The sequence below is a fragment of the Acinetobacter haemolyticus genome, from assembly GCF_900406815.1.
GTDB classification, from domain to species: domain Bacteria; phylum Pseudomonadota; class Gammaproteobacteria; order Pseudomonadales; family Moraxellaceae; genus Acinetobacter; species Acinetobacter haemolyticus_A.
In genome coordinates this window covers 1-22,187 of sequence record NZ_OVCN01000019.1, presented here as the reverse complement: position 1 = coordinate 22,187, position 22,187 = coordinate 1, and the positions used below count along the sequence as shown (strand labels likewise).

The 22,187-nt window shown below is 41.6% G+C and carries 14 protein-coding genes and 1 tRNA gene; 8 read left to right on the top strand and 7 right to left on the bottom strand.

Translation table 11 applies throughout. The annotated features are described in order from the left end of the window. Nucleotides 1-2,199 (top strand): PhoX family protein, encoded by a 2,199-nt coding sequence (locus tag DK207_RS13150; protein ID WP_109441557.1) that lies wholly within the window; start codon nucleotides 1-3, stop codon nucleotides 2,197-2,199. A 62-nt stretch (nucleotides 2,200-2,261) separates the two neighbouring features. Here the strand turns inward: DK207_RS13150 and DK207_RS13145 are convergent, their stop codons facing one another. Further along, nucleotides 2,262-3,041 (bottom strand): NRDE family protein, encoded by a 780-nt coding sequence (locus DK207_RS13145; protein ID WP_109441556.1) that lies wholly within the window; start codon nucleotides 3,039-3,041, stop codon nucleotides 2,262-2,264. A gap of 106 nt (nucleotides 3,042-3,147) precedes the next feature. Here DK207_RS13145 and lgt point away from each other — a divergent pair, with 106 nt between their 5' ends. Next, on the top strand, nucleotides 3,148-3,960 hold the full coding sequence (lgt, locus tag DK207_RS13140; RefSeq protein WP_109441555.1) for a prolipoprotein diacylglyceryl transferase: 813 nt from the start codon (nucleotides 3,148-3,150) through the stop codon (nucleotides 3,958-3,960). Between the two features lie 34 nt (nucleotides 3,961-3,994). Here lgt and wrbA read toward each other — a convergent pair whose 3' ends face one another. Beyond that, nucleotides 3,995-4,585, bottom strand: coding sequence for an NAD(P)H:quinone oxidoreductase (gene wrbA / locus DK207_RS13135; protein ID WP_109441554.1), 591 nt, complete (start codon nucleotides 4,583-4,585; stop codon nucleotides 3,995-3,997). A gap of 115 nt (nucleotides 4,586-4,700) precedes the next feature. Here wrbA and DK207_RS13130 point away from each other — a divergent pair, with 115 nt between their 5' ends. Then, nucleotides 4,701-5,951 (top strand): YihY family inner membrane protein, encoded by a 1,251-nt coding sequence (locus DK207_RS13130; protein WP_109441553.1) that lies wholly within the window; start codon nucleotides 4,701-4,703, stop codon nucleotides 5,949-5,951. A 23-nt stretch (nucleotides 5,952-5,974) separates the two neighbouring features. On the opposite strand, the gene DK207_RS13125 is transcribed toward DK207_RS13130, so the two are convergent. Continuing rightward, a complete protein-coding gene (locus tag DK207_RS13125) occupies nucleotides 5,975-6,883 on the bottom strand; it encodes a DMT family transporter (RefSeq protein ID WP_109441552.1) in 909 nt (302 codons plus the stop codon). Between the two features lie 107 nt (nucleotides 6,884-6,990). Between DK207_RS13125 and DK207_RS13120 the strand changes: the two genes are divergently transcribed. After that, complete coding sequence (locus DK207_RS13120) at nucleotides 6,991-7,800, top strand: AraC family transcriptional regulator (protein WP_109441594.1); 810 nt, start codon at nucleotides 6,991-6,993, stop codon at nucleotides 7,798-7,800. Here DK207_RS13120 and DK207_RS13115 read toward each other — a convergent pair. From DK207_RS13115 to DK207_RS13105, 3 genes are all read right to left on the bottom strand, one after another. Next, the gene (locus DK207_RS13115) at nucleotides 7,792-8,688 is read right to left on the bottom strand and encodes a polysaccharide deacetylase family protein (protein WP_109441551.1); all 897 of its coding nucleotides are present in this window, start codon (nucleotides 8,686-8,688) and stop codon (nucleotides 7,792-7,794) included. The genes DK207_RS13120 and DK207_RS13115 overlap by 9 nt on opposite strands. 66 nt (nucleotides 8,689-8,754) lie before the next feature. Then, a complete protein-coding gene (locus tag DK207_RS13110) occupies nucleotides 8,755-9,429 on the bottom strand; it encodes a fumarylacetoacetate hydrolase family protein (RefSeq protein ID WP_265735796.1) in 675 nt (224 codons plus the stop codon). 8 nt (nucleotides 9,430-9,437) lie between these two features. After that, entirely contained in the window at nucleotides 9,438-9,935 is a 498-nt protein-coding gene (locus DK207_RS13105; protein ID WP_109441549.1) for a YcxB family protein, read from the bottom strand. Between the two features lie 155 nt (nucleotides 9,936-10,090). On the opposite strand from DK207_RS13105, the gene DK207_RS13100 reads away from it, so the two are divergent. Beyond that, the gene (locus DK207_RS13100) at nucleotides 10,091-11,386 is read left to right on the top strand and encodes a hypothetical protein (protein WP_109441548.1); all 1,296 of its coding nucleotides are present in this window, start codon (nucleotides 10,091-10,093) and stop codon (nucleotides 11,384-11,386) included. Nucleotides 11,387-11,437: 51 nt separating this feature from the next. Here DK207_RS13100 and DK207_RS13095 read toward each other — a convergent pair. Further along, nucleotides 11,438-11,514 (bottom strand) — tRNA-Arg (locus tag DK207_RS13095). Between the two features lie 516 nt (nucleotides 11,515-12,030). Between DK207_RS13095 and DK207_RS13090 the strand changes: the two genes are divergently transcribed. The 3 genes from DK207_RS13090 to DK207_RS13075 all read left to right on the top strand — a co-directional run bounded on the left by DK207_RS13090 (nucleotide 12,031) and on the right by DK207_RS13075 (nucleotide 21,984). Then, nucleotides 12,031-17,244, top strand: a complete 5,214-nt coding sequence (locus DK207_RS13090; RefSeq protein WP_109441547.1) for a beta strand repeat-containing protein — start codon at nucleotides 12,031-12,033, stop codon at nucleotides 17,242-17,244. 602 nt (nucleotides 17,245-17,846) lie between these two features. Then, the gene (locus DK207_RS15890) at nucleotides 17,847-20,342 is read left to right on the top strand and encodes a hypothetical protein (protein WP_162540235.1); all 2,496 of its coding nucleotides are present in this window, start codon (nucleotides 17,847-17,849) and stop codon (nucleotides 20,340-20,342) included. Nucleotides 20,343-20,874: 532 nt separating this feature from the next. Then, nucleotides 20,875-21,984, top strand: coding sequence for a porin (locus DK207_RS13075; protein ID WP_109441545.1), 1,110 nt, complete (start codon nucleotides 20,875-20,877; stop codon nucleotides 21,982-21,984). The last annotated feature ends 203 nt before the right edge of the window (nucleotides 21,985-22,187 follow it).

The window sequence follows — 22,187 nt, the reverse complement described above, 5'->3', positions numbered from 1 at the left end:
ATGACACAGCTGACGCCATATCATGAAGACCAAGAACTGGATAATAACACCTCTACAAATGTTCACTTCCGTGACATTTTAGAACAACATATTAACCGCCGTAGCCTTATCACCAAAACTGCCAGCGGTGCTGTTGCACTGACCTTGGCATCAACTTTATCAGGCTGTAATGACAACGATAATAAGTCGAATAATAATAGCGGTGGAACCAAACCTCCTGTTGACCCAAATAAAAAACCTGAAAAATTAAACTTCACTACGGTACCTAAAAATCTAAATGATATCGTGACTGTACCTGAAGGTTATGAAGCTCATGTTTTATATGCTTTAGGGGATTCAATCAATCCATCATATGCAGAATGGGATGACAACAATATTCCATCAGGTCCAAGTTTCCAATTCCGTTCAGGTGACTGCCATGACGGCATGAGTTATTTTGGTCTAAATACTGCAACAGGTCGTTATGATGAACAGCAGTCAAATGATGGTTTGTTGGTTCTAAATCATGAATATATCAATCCAACATTCTTGCATCCTAAAGGACCAACTAAAGTCGATGGCCGCCGTCCAGAAGATGAAGTAATCCGTGAGGTAAATGCTCACGGCGTCTCGATCATTCATGTGAAGAAAGATACCAAAACTCAAAAAGTTGAATTGGTCAAAAACTCTGTTTATAACCGTCGTATCACAGGTTCAACTGTGATGGAATTTGCTGGTCCTGCAGCAGGCAATGCCTTACTCGCAACCAAGTTTTCACCATCTGGTGTACAAACACGTGGTACACATAATAACTGTGGTAATGGTTATACACCGTGGGGAACTTACCTGACTACAGAAGAAAACTTCATTGGTTATTTTGCACGTAGTGCAACCGATGATGCAGCACGTCGTCCTGAAGAAATTGTGGCGCTTCAGCGTTATGGTTTAAAGCAAGGCTCTAGCACTCGTTATGGCTGGGAAACTGCACAAGGTCAAGTTGAACCTCAAGACCTTTATGACCGCTGGAATGCCGATGTAAAAGCTGAACAAGCAGGACAAGACTACCGCAATGCGCCAAATACCTTTGGTTGGATGGTTGAAATCGATCCGTTTGACAGTCGTCAGGCACCTGTAAAGCGTACTGCTCTTGGTCGTTTTGCTCATGAAGACTGTCGTACTAGCCGTGCCATTGAAGGTGAAAACTTAGCCTTCTATATGGGTGATGACTCACGTGGTGAGTATATCTATAAGTTTGTATCCGATGCTAAGTGGGATCCTAAAGATATCAACGGTGGTTATCGCGCTGGCGATAAATATATGAACAACGGTAAATTCTATGTTGCCAAATTCAACGCTGACGGTACGGGTCAATGGGTAGAATTGAGCTACGGTAAAAACGGTTTAACTGAAAGCAATCCTGCTTACCCATTTAAATCTCAAGCAGATGTCGTAACTTTCGCACGCTTGGCAGCAGATTCTGTTGGTGCAACTAAAATGGACCGTCCTGAATGGTGTGCAGTCAATCCTGTTAATGGTGAAGTGTATGTTACTCTCACCAATAACTCGAATCGTGGTTCAAGCTATCCGACTGACGCAGCGAATCCGCGAAATTATGAAGATCTATATAACAATGAAAAAGTACAAAAAGGTAATGTGAATGGCCACATCATTCGCTTCCGTGAAGCTGAGGATAAAACCACAGCTGAAAGCTTCAAATGGGATATCTACTTATTTGGTGCTGAAGCAGCAATGGCTTCAAACATTAACCTTTCTGGTTTAACTGATAGCAATGATTTCTCATCACCAGATGGCATGTGGTTTGACCCACGTGGTGTATTGTGGATTCAAACTGACGACGGCGCATATACGGACGTCACGAACTGTATGATGCTTGCAGCATTACCAGGTCAAGTCAACGATGGTAACAAAGCAACGACTTCAAGCGGAACTGAAACCATTGTTGGGGCGAAAGTGAATGATGAAAATCTTCGTCGCTTCCTCACAGGTCCAAAAGAATGCGAGATCACTGGCGTAACCATGACTCCAGATTATAAAGCGATCTTTATCAACGTTCAGCATCCAGGTGAAGATGCTAAGAGTTATGCAGCACCAACTAGTAACTGGCCTGCGACTCAAACTGACCCAAATAACACCACTGCCCGTCCACGCTCTGCAACGGTTGTAATTACCCGTAAAGATGGCGGTGTAATTGCTGGCTAAATGCCACGCTTAAAAGAATCCATTCAAACCATGCTATTTTCGGATAGCATGGTTTTTTTTCATTACAATAAACTCACCTTTTGTTCTACAACTTCCCCGTATTGTTCGCCTTGTTGGGTTTTCTCTACCCATCGCCATTGCTGCTGGTTCATACGTAAAAAGTTGGAACAGCGTGTGCCATAGATTGGACTTTGAATAAATGTCGAGGACAATAAAGCCTCCATCTCAGCATTAATCCCCGTATCAGGGAGCAGATCAGGTATGACTTTACGCTCATCTTCCAAAATGTCCCAAACTGCATGATCTAGTGCCACTTCAGCAAGATTCGGCTGTTGTAACATCGGTAAAAACTCTTGGGTAAAGCGCTTACGCAAATGCTTGGTTTTTTCCCAATCTTCTGACATCAAACCATTTGAAACAACATAAACACCATTGGCGAGAACTTGCGGGGCTTCTCCGCGATTACTCATATAAACAGCTTGATCACGATCACCTACAAATAAGTTAAAACCCGCATATTCTTGTTGTTTTAACTCTAACTGTTGTGCAAAACGGATGGGCGTTAATTCACTTTCTAAAAAGGTCTGAATCAAATGACCTCTTGAAGTTTGATATTGATTTTTATCTCGTCCATTGCGAAAGTTAGTTACAATCGCCCAGCGTCCAGATGCCGTCACCCCCATCCATGTCCCACCTGACTGTAAATCCTGTCCAGCAATAATGGCGCTATTTTCCCATGCATGTAAGCGCGCGCTAGGGCGATGATAAAATTCATCTCGATTTGAAATTAAGCAAAGTGGCATTTCCTCAAGAACATGCCATGCAAAAGCGACAATACACATTGATTTTGTTCTCACATCTTTACACATTGAATGTACAACATTTTTCACATCTTTCCGCTACAATCTGTTCAAAACTTAATTTCAAATTCTAAATTGAGGAACAGCAATGCTGACCTATCCAAATATAGACCCAGTTGCACTAAGCTTGGGACCAGTACAAGTGCATTGGTATGGACTCATGTATTTATTGGCATTCCTATTTGCATGGGGTCTTGCCTCTTATCGCGCAAAACAGCGTGATGGTTGGACAGGAGACATGGTTTCAGATCTCGTATTTTATGGGGCACTCGGTGTGGTGCTGGGTGGTCGTGTCGGCTATGTCTTGTTTTATGAGTTTGGAAAATTTATCGAAGACCCATTATGGCTATTCCAAGTTTGGACAGGTGGCATGAGCTTTCATGGAGGTTTTCTTGGTGTAATAATCGCCATGTTATTTTGGTGTAAGAAATACCAAAAAACCTGGTTCCAAACACTGGACTTTATCGCACCTTGCGTACCCACGGGTCTAATGTTTGGTCGCATCGGAAACTTTATTGGGGGTGAACTGTATGGTCGTCAAGTTCAAGACCCTAGTTATCCATTTGGTATGATTTTCCCCACTGACCCGCTAGGCTTGGTCCGTCATCCATCCCAGATCTACCAAGCACTGTGTGAAGGTTTATTACTCTTCATCATTTTATGGTGGTTTAGCTCGAAACCTCGCCCACGCATGGCTGTATCAGCGGTCTTCTTGACTGGATATGGTGTGGCACGTTTCTTTATGGAATTTTTCCGTCAACCCGATGCAGATCAAGGGTTTATCTTATTTGGTTGGATGACCAAAGGGCAAATTCTAAGTTTCCCAATGATCATTATTGGCCTTTGGATGATTTGGTACGCTTATCGTAAAAATATTTATGACTGGCAGTTGAAAAAGTAAAACAAATGGGAGCATAAGCTCCCATTTTTTATTTTCAAATTAGCTTTTTAACCAGTTCGCCTAAGCGTTTACCTTGAGCTTCACACAAGGTTTTTTCATCCTGACTCAGACTTTGATCATGACGTGGCCCACTGACATGGCTGGCACCATACGGCGTACCACCCGTTTTGGTATTCGATAATGCAGGAATAGAATTTGGTAAACCTAGGATCATCATGCCATGGTGAAATAGAGGTGGTAACATCGTCAGTAATGTACTTTCTTGCCCACCATGCATCGAACCCGAAGAGGTGAAGACACAAGCAGGTTTATTATGCAAAGCACCATTGAGCCATAAACTGGTGGTCTGATCCCAAAAATATTTCATTTCGCTGGCCATATTGCCAAATCGAGTAGGCGACCCCAAAGCTAAGCCTGAACACTGTGCAAGATCATCTAAGCTACAATATATGTCACCTTCTGCAGGTATACTTGGTTGCGTCTCTGTCACCACGGTTGAAAGATTCGGTACCGTTCGAATCCGAACATTCATCCCAGCTGACTCGATGCCATCGGCGATCAAGTGCGCCATTTGCTGAGTAGAACCATATTTGCTGTAATAAAGCACAAGAACGTAAGGTTGCATCACTTTTCAAAATTTTGCTAAGTTAAGAACACTATACGACATTTTTACCTTTTGAGTTGTTGTTGATCTTGTGCACTTTACAAGATCTTAATGAAAAATAACTAGGATAGAACCTATGATCTTAAACCGTTATCTCAAAAAACTGTCTTTTTTAGAGAAAACTTGGTTTCAATTTATCGTCTTTGTATTGCGCCGTTTTGAAGCTGACCGTTGTCGAGAACAAGCAGGCTCCCTGACTTATACCACTCTGTTTGCAGTTGTCCCAATGCTGACTGTGTTTTTGGTTATTATTTCTTCCATCAAAGCATTAGAACCGGCACGACAACAACTGCAGCAATTGATTTATAGTAATTTTTTACCTAAAAGCACCATAGCTTTTGATAAGGCTTTAAGTGCCTTTACTGATAAATCTAGCAATTTGACCATTATTGGTATCTTATTTCTATTTGTCACAACCGTATTAATGCTTTCATCAATTGAGAACGTTTTTAATCGTATTTGGCGTGTCAAAGAAACACGTACGGGCTTAGTCGGTTTTATGCGTTATTGGACGATTATTTCTTTGGGTCCGATTCTATTAGGGAGTGCATTTGCGCTCTCCTCTACGGTCGCTTCAATGAATATTCTGAGTAATAACTTTGCAGGCTATCAGCTAAATGGCGCTTTCCTTTTATGGTTAATTTCATTTCTATTAACCATTGTTGGTTTTTTCATTTTGTATTGGACCATTCCTAACCGTAATGTCCCGATTTACTCAGCTATCATCGCAGCTTGTTTTAGTGCGACAGTGTTTGAAGTTTTAAAACGTTTATTTGGCTGGATTATGAGTAACTTTACCAGCTATGAAATCGTTTACGGTGCTTTTGCTGCCGTTCCTATTTTTCTACTTTGGATCTTTTTGTCTTGGAATATTATTTTACTCGGTGTGGAAATCAGTTATGCACTCACTGCATTTCACTCAGGTAAGGAGCAAAAGCGTCATCCAATCGTGATGTTATTAGATATCTTAGAGCTGTTTTATAAAAAGCAACAAGTTGGAAATAGTGTAAATGAGCTTGAACTGCTGGATATTGTAGGTCGTGGTGAGCTTGGGCGTTTGCCGTCCTATATTCTGCAATTAGAAACACAGAATCTGATTAAACGTACAGACAATGATGAATATGTTTTAGTGCGCAATTTAGCTCAAGTTGATTTTTGGAGTTTCTTCACCGCACTGCCATATCCACTGCCATTACGGGATGATGTCGGCAATATTCATGCGGATGATGAATGGATGGAAAAAATTGGACCTGCACTCATTGAAAGCAATGACTATTTAGCGGCTAAACTTTCTATTCCGTTATCCACTATTTTTGAACAAAAATGATTTGATAGCCCCTCATATTGGGGCTATTTTTTCAACCAACCCTGTAAGCTCACTACCACAATTCCCGCTAACACCAGAATTGAGCCGAGCACAAAGTTAGGTTCAATTCGCTCATCGAGCAACCATACTCCAAAAATGATCCCAAACAAGGGGGTTAAAAAAGAGAATACGCCTAAACGTGAAGCTAAATAATTTCTGAGTAACCAGAACCAAGCTAAAAAACTTGCAAAAGACACCACGAGAGTATGGAAGGCCAAACTGCCAATCACTAACGGGGTAAAATGAATACTTGCCTGTCCCAGAAACACAGCCAGCCCAAATAATAAAATGAAACTCCCCGCCAGTTGATAGAATAACGTCTGAGTTACTGCGGCTTGAGCCAAAGAAGATAAACGTACGGTAACCGTGGTTGCCGCCCAAGCAATACCAGCAGCCAATGCCAACAAATCTCCCCAAAGCATTTGTTGCTCAATCGCCGATGATGCCCCTGATTGTCCTCGTATAAATGTCACGACAATGCCAATAAAAGCCAGAGCAATACCACTCCATTGCAACCAACTTAAACGTTCAGAGGGTAATTTCCAATGTAGACCCAATGCCACAAAAATCGGAGCGGTATATAGCAACACCACCGCATGTGAAGCCGAGGTCCATTGCAATGCCTGAGCCAACAAAAAGAACTCTAAAGAGAATAAAAAGGCAACCAAAGCACCCGCTTGAAGATTTTGTCGATTGAATAATTTAGCGGCTTTATCCAAATACAATAAAGGCAATAACAAAATTGCAGCTAAGCCCGAACGTAGCGCGATTTGCATAAGAGGAGAAATATCAGGAGCTGCCATTTTTAGAATGACTTGTTGTAATCCCCAAATCATGCAGAGTCCGATCATAAGACCAGATGCTCGTGCATCTAATGTTTTACGCTCATCCATTGCTCGCTCCCAATTTTATAATTAGAAAGTCAATATAAAGCTGTCATATTTTGATGATATAGTGAGATTCAGACAATGCATGCATGTTTTCAGGCAATTCTCATATTATGAAAAAATCAGCACATCGCATCCAAGATTTTCAGGAGCTTCCTGCCTACGACGATATCCCTGCTTCTTTGTGGCTACGTATCCGCGATGCGCCTGCTGAAACCTTTTATCCCAAACATGCCCATGCCTGGGGCGAATTTATCTATACTTTTGATGGGGTGCTTGAGGTGAGTATTGATCAGATTCATTATCTTACGCCTCCACCTTATGGGATTTGGCTACCTCCTCATTTACAGCATAGCGGGATCAATCGTAATGAGGTCACGCACTGTACTTTGTATGTCCACGAAAGCTTGTGCCAAAACATGCCACAACAAGCGGGTATCCTACTGACTGCGCCTTTGGTGCCAGCTTTGCTCGAACACATTCGTAAATACCCATTTTCAGAACAGGATCCAGAATATTTACGCTTACTCCAAGTCCTACTAGATGCTTTGACACATGCTGAACTGGTAGGAAGTTATTTACCCACCACACAACACCCTGCCTTATCCAAAATATTAAGTCATTTACATGCGCATCCAGCCGATAATAGTACGCTGCAGCAGCTTGCAGAAATGATAAATATGACGGAAAGAACCTTGGCACGTTATAGTCAAAAGGAGCTTGGCATGTCGTTACATGAATGGCGGCAACGTCTCAAGGTGATGAAAGCAATGTCAATGCTCAATCAAGGTAGAACGATTGAAAGTATTGCATTAGATTTAGGCTATGCAAGTTCATCGGCCTTTATTTATATGTTTAAACGTTGGATGAATTTTACCCCAGATCAATTTCGGAAATTGTATCAGGGAAGTTCCTTACAATAAGCCAAACCGCTTTAAATTTTCTTGTTCATAAGGCGCATCTTCTGCTGGATAACGTAGATCGGCACGACCTTGCTGTTTTGCCAATGACCAAATAATGCTTTCTCCAGCAGGTAAAACCATTGACGATTGTTGGTACAAAGGATCGGTATAAGCTTTCTGACTGTCAATCCACTGCCAACCCTGTTGTTGAAATGCAATCATCACATCATCCAGAAAAGCAGCATTAATGGCATTTACATGTAATAACAGCACATGTTTTGGTGAATATCCAATTGTATCAATTGCCAATTGATCATAATAAGCAGCCCGACTGAGCAAATGATGTAAGTATGCTTGTTTTAATTTTTCAAGCTGCTCATTCTGATGATGCTTTTGATAAAACAGGTATTTTTGATTATAAAACCAATCACTGGCATCTATACTCACTGCACCCGACTGGTAATTATGCTGTTTGAGATATTCAATAACCGTATCTCTTTTCTCTCGGGTATCACCTTCTTTTAGAAAAGGATAACGATATCTCGCGACCCAACCTTGTAAAGGTTGAAACACTTGCTCTGCTCGCCGAATTCCATCAATGTATTGCTGGCTGCTGATACTGTCTTTATTTAAATTAAGATGAAGTTCACTATGGTTACCAATTTGATGCCCTTGTTTTCCCCATTCAGCAACCAACTGTAAACCCGCATAATCACCAATCTTGATCACACTCGGATAAATAATACTTTTGAGTTGATGTTGATGAAGTTGCTCTAAAATATGCTGATTAATCGCTAAGGCTTGAATATTTAAATCGGGATTTACTCCATCATCGAAACTCAACGCAAGTTGCTTGGCATGAACAAAACTGGTGATCAAAAACAGTGTTAGATACAGCCCTATTTTCATTCTTTTTTCTCGTTTTTTAACTTAAAAAACGCTGATACCTTAATACCAGCGTCATATTACTCATTCTTATGCTTTAACAAAGGTATCCCAATCATATTCTCCAGATTGAGTAATTAATTTCATCGTAAGTTGATCATTGGGTTTTAAGGCACCTACTCCTGCAGGTGTTCCCGTCATAATCACATCACCTGTTTGCAAACTAAATGACTGATTAATTTCGACCAACAGTGCCCCGATATCAAACAACATATCCCGAGTAAAACCATGCTGGCGCTGTTCACCATTGATCATTAGAACTAATTCTAATTCTTGTAGATCACCGATTTCATCTGCCTCAATCCAATCTGCCAATATGCAAGCACCATCAAAAGCCTTAGCACGTTCCCAAGGCTGTCCTTTGTTTTTCAATTCACTTTGCAAATCACGCAAAGTTAAATCCAAACCCAACGTAATCGCACCAATCGCTTCTAAAGCTTTGGCCTTATCGGTTTCTTGCGATAAAGGATGTGCAATTTGCAAACAAATTTCACATTCGTAGTGACACTCACCCAATGCCTGATTCCAAGCGACGCCCTGTGCGAGGGTAGCAAGACTGCTCGGTGGTTTCATAAATAAAATTGGACGATCTGGGACAGCATTCCCCAACTCTTTCGCATGTTCAGCATAATTTCTGCCAACACAAACAATTTTTGAAGGCTGCGTACTCATGAAAACTCCTTGTTGCTTTGAACCGTTATTTATCTTTACAACTATTTTTTAAAGCTATTTTCAAACTTATTTTGATCTGCTGGATCGGTAAAAATACGTTTAGGTACGATCACGACTGTCTGATTTTTAAGTTCCAACATATAAGTTAATTTACCAATTACAAAAGATTGTACTTCGCTATATTGTGCTTTCTGTTTCTTACCAGCGGCATACAACTCAAAATAGTCTTGATATAAATCAATACCTTGCTCGCTTTTTCCAAATTGATAACGTACAAACTGACGCTTAAATAACAACGGCAACAACCAAAAACGCATAATCGCTTGCATGATCAAGAAGAAAACTCCCAGCGCCACATAGTAACGACCTACCCCAGTGAAACCCAAATAAATCCCCCAAAGGATAATGGCGATACTAATTGCGGGTGTAAGAAAACGAGTGATCGGTTTTTTGCCAAAAGTGACTAAAGCAAAGCCATCTTGAGATTCTTCTAAATTAAGATAAAAACGTGCGGATATGGTTGGACGCTGTTCAGACATATAACACTTCAATTCGGGTGATCATAGACAGGCATAGATATTACACCAGTTTGTCATCATTCAGACTCCTTTTACATAATAGGGCTATTTCCTCAGCAGAAAAAAGTTATAAATTGTTGTAGTTGAAATCACCAGAAAAAAATCAAAGGAATGTGATGTCTCGTTTTATTGCTCTATTTACAATTTTTTTATGTTGTTCAGCACAGTACAGCTTTGCACAGCTCATTACATGGACGGATAATATTCCGAGTGCTTTGCAACCATTTCAAAATCAGCCAAAAATTCTGGCAAGCTATACACAAAATGACATTTTTATCTACGGGCATCCAGCAGTAAAGACCTCAGTTCCGACCCTAAAGAATAATCCTCAGCCAACCGCAAACTTTACGACAGCTGCGATGATTGTTCCTGTGAATGCACAACAGGTTGAAAAAACACTGACCGACTTTAATCAATATGTTGGTCTGTTCCCCACACTGAAATCTGCGAAAACATTAGCTCAATCTGGCAATATCACACAGATGAAATATCGTGTTTCGATACCAACCCCCATCCCTGTTTTAAACTTTAATGAAAATATCATCATGCAACACCAATTGACTGAAAATAGTATTTCAACCCTGGTGATTGATGCCCCTATTCCCTATGGTGTGGGTAAATTTGAATGGTTTGCTTTAGATGAAAATCGAACTTTAATCACCCTAACGCAATGGGGGGATTTAAATCAGCCTCAAGGTTTTTTAGTTAAAAAAATTCTGGGTGCGATTCCCGAAGTGAGGCTTGGCATTCCCAGCAGCGGCAACGCTTTTATCTTGGAGTCATTAAGAACGCGTTTTAATCCACTCATCCCAGCAGCACTCCCCGCGGGTCAAATGCCATCTCCACAACTTACGCCTGCCCAATTAGTTAAAATTGCACAACTGAGTCAAGCTGCTCAACAACCCGTAAGTTTCCTACATTCTCCAACCACGATTGCTTATACACATGGTCGGGAACCCATGCGCTTTACCACAACATTCCAGTTCTATAAGCAAACTCCTCAACAGCTACAAAAATGGCTTGCCCCAACAACTTATAAGGAGTTATTTCCACGTCAAATTAAAAAAGTGAGCACTACACCCATTCAAAATCAAAGTCAGGATGCCGATATACAGGTCAATGTTGGTTTAGGTGTGATTAATATTCCATTCGCTTTTAAATTGCAATTTAACTATCCAGAAAAAACTGAAAATAATTTCCATGCTAATGGCGGAGATTTACGCTATATCAAAGGGCGAATGCAGATAAATACAGTGGATCAAGGTGCTTTGTTTAAAATGACGACAGCCATGAAAATCGACGAAAAAGCTCCATTTTTATTAAGAGCAATGCGCAGTCTTCCTTATCACGATACTTTACCTGCCGTTGGTGGGAATACCGTGTTTGTACAAAAAATACGAACCAAACACTAAAAACCACAGGCACAAAAAAAACCGCATTGAAGCGGTTTCTTTTTTTCAAATTGGTGCGCTCAGAGAGATTCGAACTCCCGACCCCTTAGTTCGTAGCCAAGTGCTCTATCCAGCTGAGCTATGAGCGCATATTTGATGTTGGGCATTATACGTATTTTTTCTCAATTGATAAGCTCTTTTTCACTAGATCATGATCAACTGGCTAGAGATTGCTCTTTTTGCACATGTTAACGATCTCCAGAAGAAAGAGACTTCTATACCAAAACTTCCTAACCTTATAATTCCATTAAACATTAGTTAGAGTATTTTTTAATAAGCATTCAAATTCCAGCATTATTATTAAGATTAAATTGAATTAATCGGGGATATGTCAGCACATTGGAATTCATATTATATAATTTTTATAAATAATTTGAGTTGATTCACTCAATATATGTAGAATTTCTAATAAAAAAACAAAAGTAGAAAGCTAGTCTATTGATTTATATTAAATTTAATTGCGTTAAAAATATGATACACATAACAATATTGACATAACAAGGATAACCAATAAATACTATTACATGGATTATGAGACAGGAGTCACATAATTATTAAGGTAAATTAAAAACAAAACTTCAATAATTATATATAGGTATACCGACATGTTATTTAAAAGTATTTTATCACCCATTACAAATATACTGTCTCTTGCGAGTAGCAATAGCCAAGGAACATCATCATCTTCTGTCAATACTGTATCGACGGTAAAACAAGTTCATGTCGAGGAAAGTACCACGACAAACAATAGTAATAGTGGTACTCAAGTTGATGATGGTCTATTCAATGGCATTGCAGCAGGTAATGGCGATCAGAACTATGGTATTGGTGTGGGTAATGGTGATGGTCTGAACTTTACTTATCCATTTACAACGGCATTTCACTCTCTTGGTAATTCTTATTCTTGGCTAGGTGAAGCCTCACCTGTCACCTCAGTCAATACTTCAACCACCTCTTCTTCAGTCCATATTACGGACAACGACAGCACAGACAATAGCAATTCAGGTATCTCTGCGGGCAATGGTAGTAATGGCGGCTTCCTTAATGGAGTTGCAGCTGGCAATGGTGAACACAACTACGGCATCGGTAATGGCAATGGAGATGACGTCAATGTCACCACACCTGTCACTGTGCCATTTGAAGCATTAGGCAACTCTTTCGCTGCAATTGGGGGCGGAGATGTTAACTCAGTCAATACCACTCCCACTAGCTCCACTACAGTAATTGAAGACAACGATACCAACAACAACAGTAATAGTGGTGTAGGTGCTGCGGGTAATGGAAATGGCGGTGGCATACTCAATGGTGTTGCAGCTGGCAATGGCGAGCATAATTATGGGATTGGGAATGGTAACGGTGATGATGTAAATGTCACTGTACCTTGGACAACGCCTGTTCAAGCCGTGGGTAATTCAATTGCTGGGATTGGCGGTGGTGAAGTGAATTCTATCAATACTGCACCAACTACCTCATCCACGCATATTCAAGACAATGACACCACCAACAACAATAACAATGGAACTGGTACTGCAGGCAATGGTAATGGTGGCGGCTGGTTAAATGGGATTGGTGCAGGTAACGGTGAACAAAACTATGGTATCGGTAATGGCAACGGCGATGACGCTGATATCACCATACCTGTCACTGCACCATTTCAAGCTCTGGGTAATTCAGTCGCAGGCATTGGTGGTGGTGACGTTAACTCAGTCAATACTGCACCAACCACGACCTCCAATGTCATCGAAGACAACGATACCACCAACAACAGTAACAATGGCGCTGGTGCCGTAGGCAATGGCAACGCTGGTGGGTTGTTAAATGGTGTATCTGCTGGAAATGGCGAACATAACTATGGCATCGGTAATGGTAACGGCGATGATGCCAGTGTCGTTGCACCATGGTCAACACCCTTCCAAGTATTAGGTAACTCATTCGCAGGAATTGGCGGTGGTGAAGTCAACTCTGTGAATACAGCACCAACCACAACTTCAAATATCGTTCAAGACAATGACACCACCAATAATAGCAATAATGGTATTGGTGCAGATGGTAGTACAGGCAATGGTATGGGTGGTTGGGGCAATGGACCTGCATCAGGCAATGGCGAACAAAACTACGGCATTGGTAACGGAAATGGCGATGATGTTGGTATAACCACACCAGTTACAACACCATTCAATGTTCTCGGCAACTCATTTGGTGGTACTAGCGGCGGCGGTGTTTCATCGACAAATACAGCTCCAACCAACACACTCAATCATGTCCAAGACAACGATACCACCAACAATAGTAATAACGGCACAGGTCTAGATGGTGCAACTGGCAATGGTATTGGTGGATTGCTGAATGGTGTCAGTGCAGGTAATGGCGATAAAAATTACGGTATTGGCAATGGCAATGGTACAGATGCAGATTGGACTTCGCCGATCGTTACGCCTGTCAATGTAATGGGCAATAATGTTTCTTGGTTCGGCAATTCAGATCCAGATCAACCCACTAACAGTTCGACCAATATTGCATCGACCAACACCACCAATATTGTTGAAGACAATGACACAATCAACAACAGCAATAGCGGCACAGGTAATGCAGGCAATGGTATTGGCGGCTGGGGCAATGGCCCAGCCTCAGGCAATGGCGAACAGAACTATGGTATCGGCAATGGTAATGGCGATGATGTAGGTATTGTGATGCCAATTACTACCCCACTCAATGGTCTAGGCAACGACTTCTCATTCTTTGGCAACTCGCATAATGCTTCAACCAATGACGCTTCAACAACAACCTCAAACTATGTATTTGATAATGACAGCACCGATAACAGCAATAGTGGTAGTGGCGTTAATGGCAGTGCTGGCAACGGTATCGGCGGTGGCTTATTAAATGGCGTCAGTGCAGGTAATGGCGAGCACAACTACGGTATTGGTAATGGAAACGGCGATGATGCGAGTGTTGTTGCGCCGATCACTATGCCAATCAACGGTCTAGGCAACTCCTTTGCAGTTTTTGGTGACTCGACTAACAACTCCGTTAATAATGGTTCAACCACGACGGTCAATTATATTGAAGACAATGACAGTACTGACAATAGCAACAGTAGTGCAGGTATAGATGGCGCTTCTGGCAATGGTATTGGTGGTGGCTTACTCAATGGCGTAGGCTCGGGTAATGGCGAACAAAACTATGGTATCGGCAATGGTAATGGTGACGATGCGAGTGTGGTTATGCCGATTACAAGTCCAGTTAACGCTTTAGGTAACTCCTTCTCTATCTTCGGGAACTCAACTTCTAACTCAGTTAATGACTCATCTACAACAGCAATCAACCATTTTGAAGATAACGACACTACCAACAATAGCAACAGTGGTAGTGGCTTAGTTGGTGATGGCAGTGCAGGTAACGGTATTGGTGGTTGGGGCAATGGCGCAGCAGCTGGGAATGGTGACAAAAACTATGGTATTGGTAATGGGATTGCCAATGATGCTGCTGTAGTTGCACCGATTACCACCCCAATCAGTGCCAACGGGAATGCCTTCTCAATCTTTGGTGATGCTACTTCCAATTCCGTCAACAACTCCTCCACCACAACCTCAAACTATTTCCAAGACAATGACAGCATCGACAATAGTAATAGCGGCGGCGGTGTCGGTGGTTCATCTGGCAATGGCCTAGGCGGGTTGCTCAATGGTATTGGCGCAGGTAATGGCGAACATAACTATGGTATTGGCAATGGGATAGCGGATGATGCTGCCGTCGTTACCCCAATCACCACCCCAATCAGTGCCAACGGGAATGCCTTCTCGATCTTTGGTAATGCCACCTCTAACTCAACCAATGACTCATCAACCACAACCCACAACTATTTCCAAGACAATGACACCACGAATAACAGCAATAGCGGTGGCGATGGATCAGGCAATGGTACTGGTGGTGGTATAGGTAATGGTATTGCTGCTGGAAATGGCGAACACAACTACGGCATCGGTAATGGTATTGCTGATGATGCAAGTATTGTCGCACCAATCACAGTACCAATCAGTGCGAATGGTAATGCCTTCTCAATCTTCGGTAATGCAACTTCAAACTCAACTAACAACTCATCGACTACAACCAACAACTACGTTCAAGATAACGATAGCACCAACAATAGTAATGGTGGTGGTAATGGCACAGGCGGTGGTTCAGGTGGATTACTCGGTCTAGGTGGCTTGCTCAATGGTATTGGTGCGGGCAATGGTGAACATAACTATGGTATTGGCAATGGAAATGGCGACGATGCCAGCATTGTTATGCCAGTAGCAGTTCCAATTAACCTCTCAGGCAATGCGATCTCTGTCTTTGGCACTGCGACGTCGAACTCAAACAATAACTCATCAACCACCACCAACAACCATGTTGAAGATAACGACACAACTAACAACAGTAATGGTGCGGGCAATGGCTTCGGTACAGGCGCTGGCCTGTTAGGTGGTTTGCTCAATGGTATTGGTGCTGGCAATGGTGAACACAACTACGGTATCGGAAATGGCAACGGAGATGATGCAAGTGTCGTTGCACCAATCACTATTCCAATTAACTTCACAGGTAATGCAATTTCTGTATTAGATCTAAATAGCCTCAGTGAAGGAGATATACTTAGCCCTGTCACCAATATTGTCGGTATCATTGCTGGTGATGGCAATGGTGGCACTGGTATTGTCGGTACAATTACAGGAATTGCTGGCGGTATTATTGGTGATCCAAATGTGGGTGGTGGCTTGCTTAATCCAATTACAAACGTAATTGGCGGTCTCACAAGTATTATTGGCGGTGATGATGGTGGTAGTCCACTTGATCTGATCACGGGTGTCATTGGTGGTATCGGCGGCGGTGATGGTGGTAGCCCACTTGATCTCATCACTGGCATCATTGGTGGTATCGGCGGTGGTGATGGTGGTAGTCCACTTGATCTGATCACGGGCATTATTGGCGGTATCGGCGGCGGTGATGGCGGCAGCCCACTTGATCTAGTCACTGGCATCATTGGTGGTATCGGCGGTGGTGATGGCGGCAGCCCACTTGATATCTTAACAGGCATCATTGGTGGCATTACTGGTGGTGATCTTGGCAATAACCCTGTAACAGGTGTGATTCAAACAGGTATTGATATCCTTCAAGGCGTGGAAAGTCTGAAAACTGATCTTATCAATACAGGCATTAACACCGTTGCTGACGCAATCACTGGTGTATTCCCTCAAGCTGAACATCCTGTCAGCGATCTCGCAAATCTTGGTACACTCACCTTCGAAACTTCCCGTGATACAGTCAACGGCACCCTTGAAGCGATCTCTGATCTCGCAGGTGCTGACTTCAGTGGTGCGCTTGGCAATGCAACGGGTGTAATGGGTACACTTATCAATAATGGTTCAACTGCCGCAGATATCATCCAGCATATCGTGGGTGATGATCTTCTTGGCGGCGGTATCCTTGGAAGCATCGGTGGCATTGGAGGCGACGGTAGTCCGCTTGATCTAATCACTGGCATTATTGGTGGTGGTATCGGTGGCGGTGATGGCGGCGTATTAGCTCCTATCACAGGTATTCTCAGTGGAGATGTTGTCGGTAACCTTACAGGTTTACTAGCAATCAACGTCGGTGATAACTGTGGTTGCACCAGCTCGAATGGTGGCGTAGACAATATTCTAGACTCTGTTCTCGGTGCCACATCTGCATCTCAAATCTTCTCAATGAGTGGAACATCAACCAACTTCACAGACAATCTATCTTTCCCAAGCTTGAACTTAAACGAACAACTCTTTGGGAATGGTAGTCTTTTCTAATCGCTTCCAAATGATAAAAACCGCTGACAGTAGTTGGCGGTTTTTTTATCATGTAATCCTTACTTTTATTGTTTCAGACTTAACAGCCCCATGACATTAATAAGTTTTATTAAAAAAACCTCATAAAGAACTTAAAAAAAGCAGTTCCGTTATTTTTTCTTAAAAAAATAAACACACCCAAACATATGATTTTTATATATAAAAATAAAAAACCTTTCAGATGAAATATTTAATTTCAAACGAATAACAAATTTAACAAATTAGTGTTTTCAGCTAAGGGACATTTTAATAAAATTATTGCAAAACACTGCAATTATTTGATTTATAATGTTAAATATAGATTATTTATTATACAAATTAGCACTTTGGCCAATATAGCGAATATGATGATTAACTAAAATAAAAATATTAATTATTAAAATACAAAGACTTACTTAATATTAAACCACATTTAACAATTAAGTGCTAATTTTCACACAGATTGACAAATTTATTGAAAAGAATAACACTAAATAAGACTAATGCGACACATATCACAAAATACACGTAATCATTAAATAATCGCATCACAACAACACAACTTTAAAAATATAGGTAAAATTATGCTCTTCAAAAGTCTTCTTTCACCCATAAAAAGTATTACCTCAAGCTTAATTGACAGTAATACCTCGTCGGCTAGCAGTTCTGCTCTAGCACCTCTTTCACTTTCAACAATTACAAATATTCTTTCCCCAACTACGGTTACAAATACAATTAGCAGTATTACCAATGATATCGACAGTAACCCTTTAAATACCGTAACCAGCATTATTGGTGGTGGTAGTGGTGGCTTATTAAGTCCAATTACTGGAATCATTGGTGGTGATAGTGGTCTATTAAGCCCAATTACTGGCATTATTGGTGGCATCAGCGGTGGTGGTGACGGTGGTCTATTAAGTCCAATCACTGGAATCATTGGCGGTATTGGTAGCGGTGATATTGGTCTACTTGATCCAATCACGGGCATTATTGGCGGTATTGCTGGTGGTGACGGTGGTCCTCTCGGTCCAATCACTGGAATTATCGGTGGCATTACGGGTGGTGATATTGGCAATAACCCTGTAACAGGTGTGATTCAAACAGGTATTGATATCCTTCAAGGCGTGGAAAGCCTGAAAACTGATCTTATCAATACAGGTATTAACACCGTTGCTGACGCAATCACTGGTGTATTCCCTCAAGCTGAACATCCTGTCAGCGATCTCGCAAATCTTGGTACACTCACCTTCGAAACTTCCCGTGATACAGTCAATGGCACCCTTGAAGCGATCTCTGATCTCGCAGGTGCTAATTTCGGTGGTGCGCTTGGCAATGCAACGGGTGTAATTGGTACACTTATCAATAATGGTTCAACTGCCGCAGATATTATCCAACATATCGTGGGTGATGATCTTTTGGGTGGCGGTATCCTTGAAAGCATCGGTGGTGGCATTGGTGGCGATGGTAGTCCGCTTGATCTGATTACTGGCATCATTGGTGGTATCGGCGGCATTGGTGGTGATGGTAGTCCACTTGATCTGATCACTGGCATCATTGGTGGTATCGGCGGCATTGGTGGTGATGGTAGTCCACTCGATCTGATCACAGGCATCATTGGTGGTATCAGTGGCATTGGCGGTGACGGTAACCCGCTTGATCTGATCACTGGCATCATTGGTGGTATCGGTGGCATTGGCGGTGACGGTAATCCGCTTGATCTGATCACTGGCATCATTGGTGGTATCGGCGGTGGTGATGGCGGTAGTCCACTTGATATCTTAACAGGCATCATTGGTGGCATTACTGGTGGTGATCTTGGTAATAACCCTGTAACAGGTGTGATTCAAACAGGTATTGATATCCTTCAAGGCGTGGAAAGCCTGAAAACTGATCTTATCAATACTGGTATCAATACCGTGGCTAATGCAATCCTTGGCGTTTTCCCTCAAGGTGAACACCCTATCAGTGATCTCGCAAATCTTGGCACGCTTACCTTTGAAACTTCCCGTGATACAGTCAACGGTACCCTTGAAGCGATCTCTGATCTCGCAGGTGCTGACTTCGGTGGTGCGCTTGGCAATGCAACGGGTGTAATTGGCACACTTATCAATAATGGTTCAACTGCCTCAGATATCATCCAACATATCGTGGGTGATGATCTTCTTGGCGGCGGTATCCTTGGAAGCATCGGTGGCATTGGAGGCGACGGTAGTCCACTTGATCTAATCACTGGCATCATTGGCGGTATCGGTGGCGGTATCGGTGGCGGTGATGGTAGTCCACTCGATCTAATCACTGGCATCATTGGTGGTATCGGCGGCATTGGTGGTGATGGTAGTCCACTTGATCTGATCACTGGCATTATTGGCGGTATCGGCGGTGGTGATGGCGGCAGCCCACTTGATATCTTAACAGGCATCATTGGTGGCATTACTGGTGGTGATCTTGGCAATAACCCTGTAACAGGTGTGATTCAAACAGGTATTGATATCCTTCAAGGCGTGGAAAGCCTGAAAACTGATCTTATCAATACAGGCATTAACACCGTTGCTGATGCAATCCTTGGCGTTTTCCCTCAAGGTGAACACCCTATTAGTGATCTCGCAAATCTTGGTACGCTTACCTTTGAAACTTCTCGTGATACGGTCAACGGTACTCTTGAAGCAATCTCTGATCTCGCAGGTGCTGACTTCAGTGGTGCGTTCGGTAATGCAACAGGCGTCATCGATACACTGATCACTAATGGCTCTACTGCTGCAGATATTATCCAACATATCGTGGGTGATGATCTACTTGGTGGTGGCATGATTGGTGGTATCGGAGGCGGTAATGGTAGTCCTCTTGATTCAATTACTGAGATCATAAGTGGCTGTATAAACGGTAATGTAGGTGGCTTTATTTCTATCAATGGCGATAGCAATAGTGTTGTAGAGAACATTTTAGACTCTGTAGTTGGTGCAACCTCTTCATCGTCTCAAAGTGTCTCGGTAACTGTCTTTAATTCGAACTTTACTGAGAGCTTTAATACTCCAAGCTTAAACCTAACTGAACAGCTTTTTGAAAGTAATAACCTTTTCTAAGGCTTGCTCTCCCTATAAAAAACCGCTGACAATAGTCAGCGGTTTTTTTATTGAAGCTCAAAAAAGGGTTTTAAATACTGAATCTGCCTTCTCTATATTTTTTTATCCTTTTCATAATTAAATATTCTATTCAGCCCTGATTTATTTAAGACTAAAGTCTAATTGTGTATATTAAAAAACAAATTTAGCAACAGCTTTTATAATCAAATTAAATACCCTGCACCACCTCATAATCAAATTAAATATCCACAACTATTTAAATACCATAAAATCGGCATTGAATAAGTTCACAGGCCATGCCTCGTGCATTAATCTATTCTTTAGCGAAGGATTGCTTAAACACTTAAACGCCATATCCAAGTTTAGATGTTTAATTATGAAAATACAGCTTAAGGCTTATGCTCAGCTAATTTATATTTCTATTCTTTAAGAAATATATTTTATTTCAAATGCATGGCCTATTTTATATTTTGTTTATTTAAATGAAATGACGGTTGCTTATTCATAATTTTAAATTGTTAGGATGACATGAATGAAAGTTAATTTTTTAATTGCCAGCATATTAACGGTTATTACCAGTTCAGCAATCGCTGCTCCAAAAATCTATGGTGAGATTGATGCAAGTCTCGACTATTTACCTGAAAATAATGCAACCAAGTCTGATCGTGACGTATGGAAAGTCAACAGCAATAGCTCGTTTCTCGGCATTAAAGGTGAAGAAAAATTAACAGAACGTCTCAGTGCTATTTACCAAATCGAATGGTCATTTAATGCGGATGGTGATGGAACCGATTGGTCACAACGAGATCGTTTTATAGGACTGAAGGATCAAAAATTAGGGACTCTAAAGATCGGTAAGAACAATTCTCCGTTAAAAAAACTATCTACTGCGGTTGATAGCTTTAATAACTATGTTCGCAACACCGCAGATATTACCAGCATTATGCCAGGTGAAAACCGTATCAATAACTCAGTTGTATACGACTCCCCAAAATTCTCTATTGGAGAACAAGCAAATCTTGAATTTAGCGCACTCTTAGCAACAGGTGAAGCGCAAGGTATTAAAAGCAATCAAGGCGGTGTAACTGTTGATGGTGGTGGCTTAGGCGATGCTTGGTCAACTTCTTTGACCTATTCAGATCCCATGTTTCTCGCCGCAATTGCTTATGACAAAGCCATTCCAAGCAATCTCCTCGGTCGAGGTTTTCTCAATGCATCAGACACCCATATAGATATAGACAAAGTTTTTGCTGCCGCCAATACGTTGCGATTAACTGCACGTATCAAACCCGTGGAAGCTTTATCCCTCAAAGCATTGATTCAAAAATCTGAAATTGAGGAAGCCAAAGGCAATCCACTAAGTGCAGCCAACATTGATGACTCTATCGGCTGGCTGATCGGTGCAGAATATCGCATTCCAGACCATGACAAATGGAATATTAAGGCGCAATACAGCCAAAATACCACAAGCTTTAAGAACAATGATGCAGACTATGATGCCCAGCAAATCATGGCAGGTGTAGATTACTCTTTTAACAAACAAGTTAAAGCTTATGGGTACACCGGTTATGCAACATTTAAACAAGCGGATGCGAAAGACAAACAACCTGTCGTCGGAACTGGTCTTGAGTTTAAATTTTAAATAAAACCACTTCAGTTAAAATATTAAAAGCCAGAATATCTATTATTCTGGCTTTTTTATAAACAGTTTTAAAATACAAAATCTATAAACAAAACGTTTAAATCCAGAATTCGACTTTTAAAAAACAAATAAAAAAAGCATCCTGCACCCCCCAAAAAATAAATTAAAAGCTCCCTATATTGTTTTAATGCCCTCCATTAAAC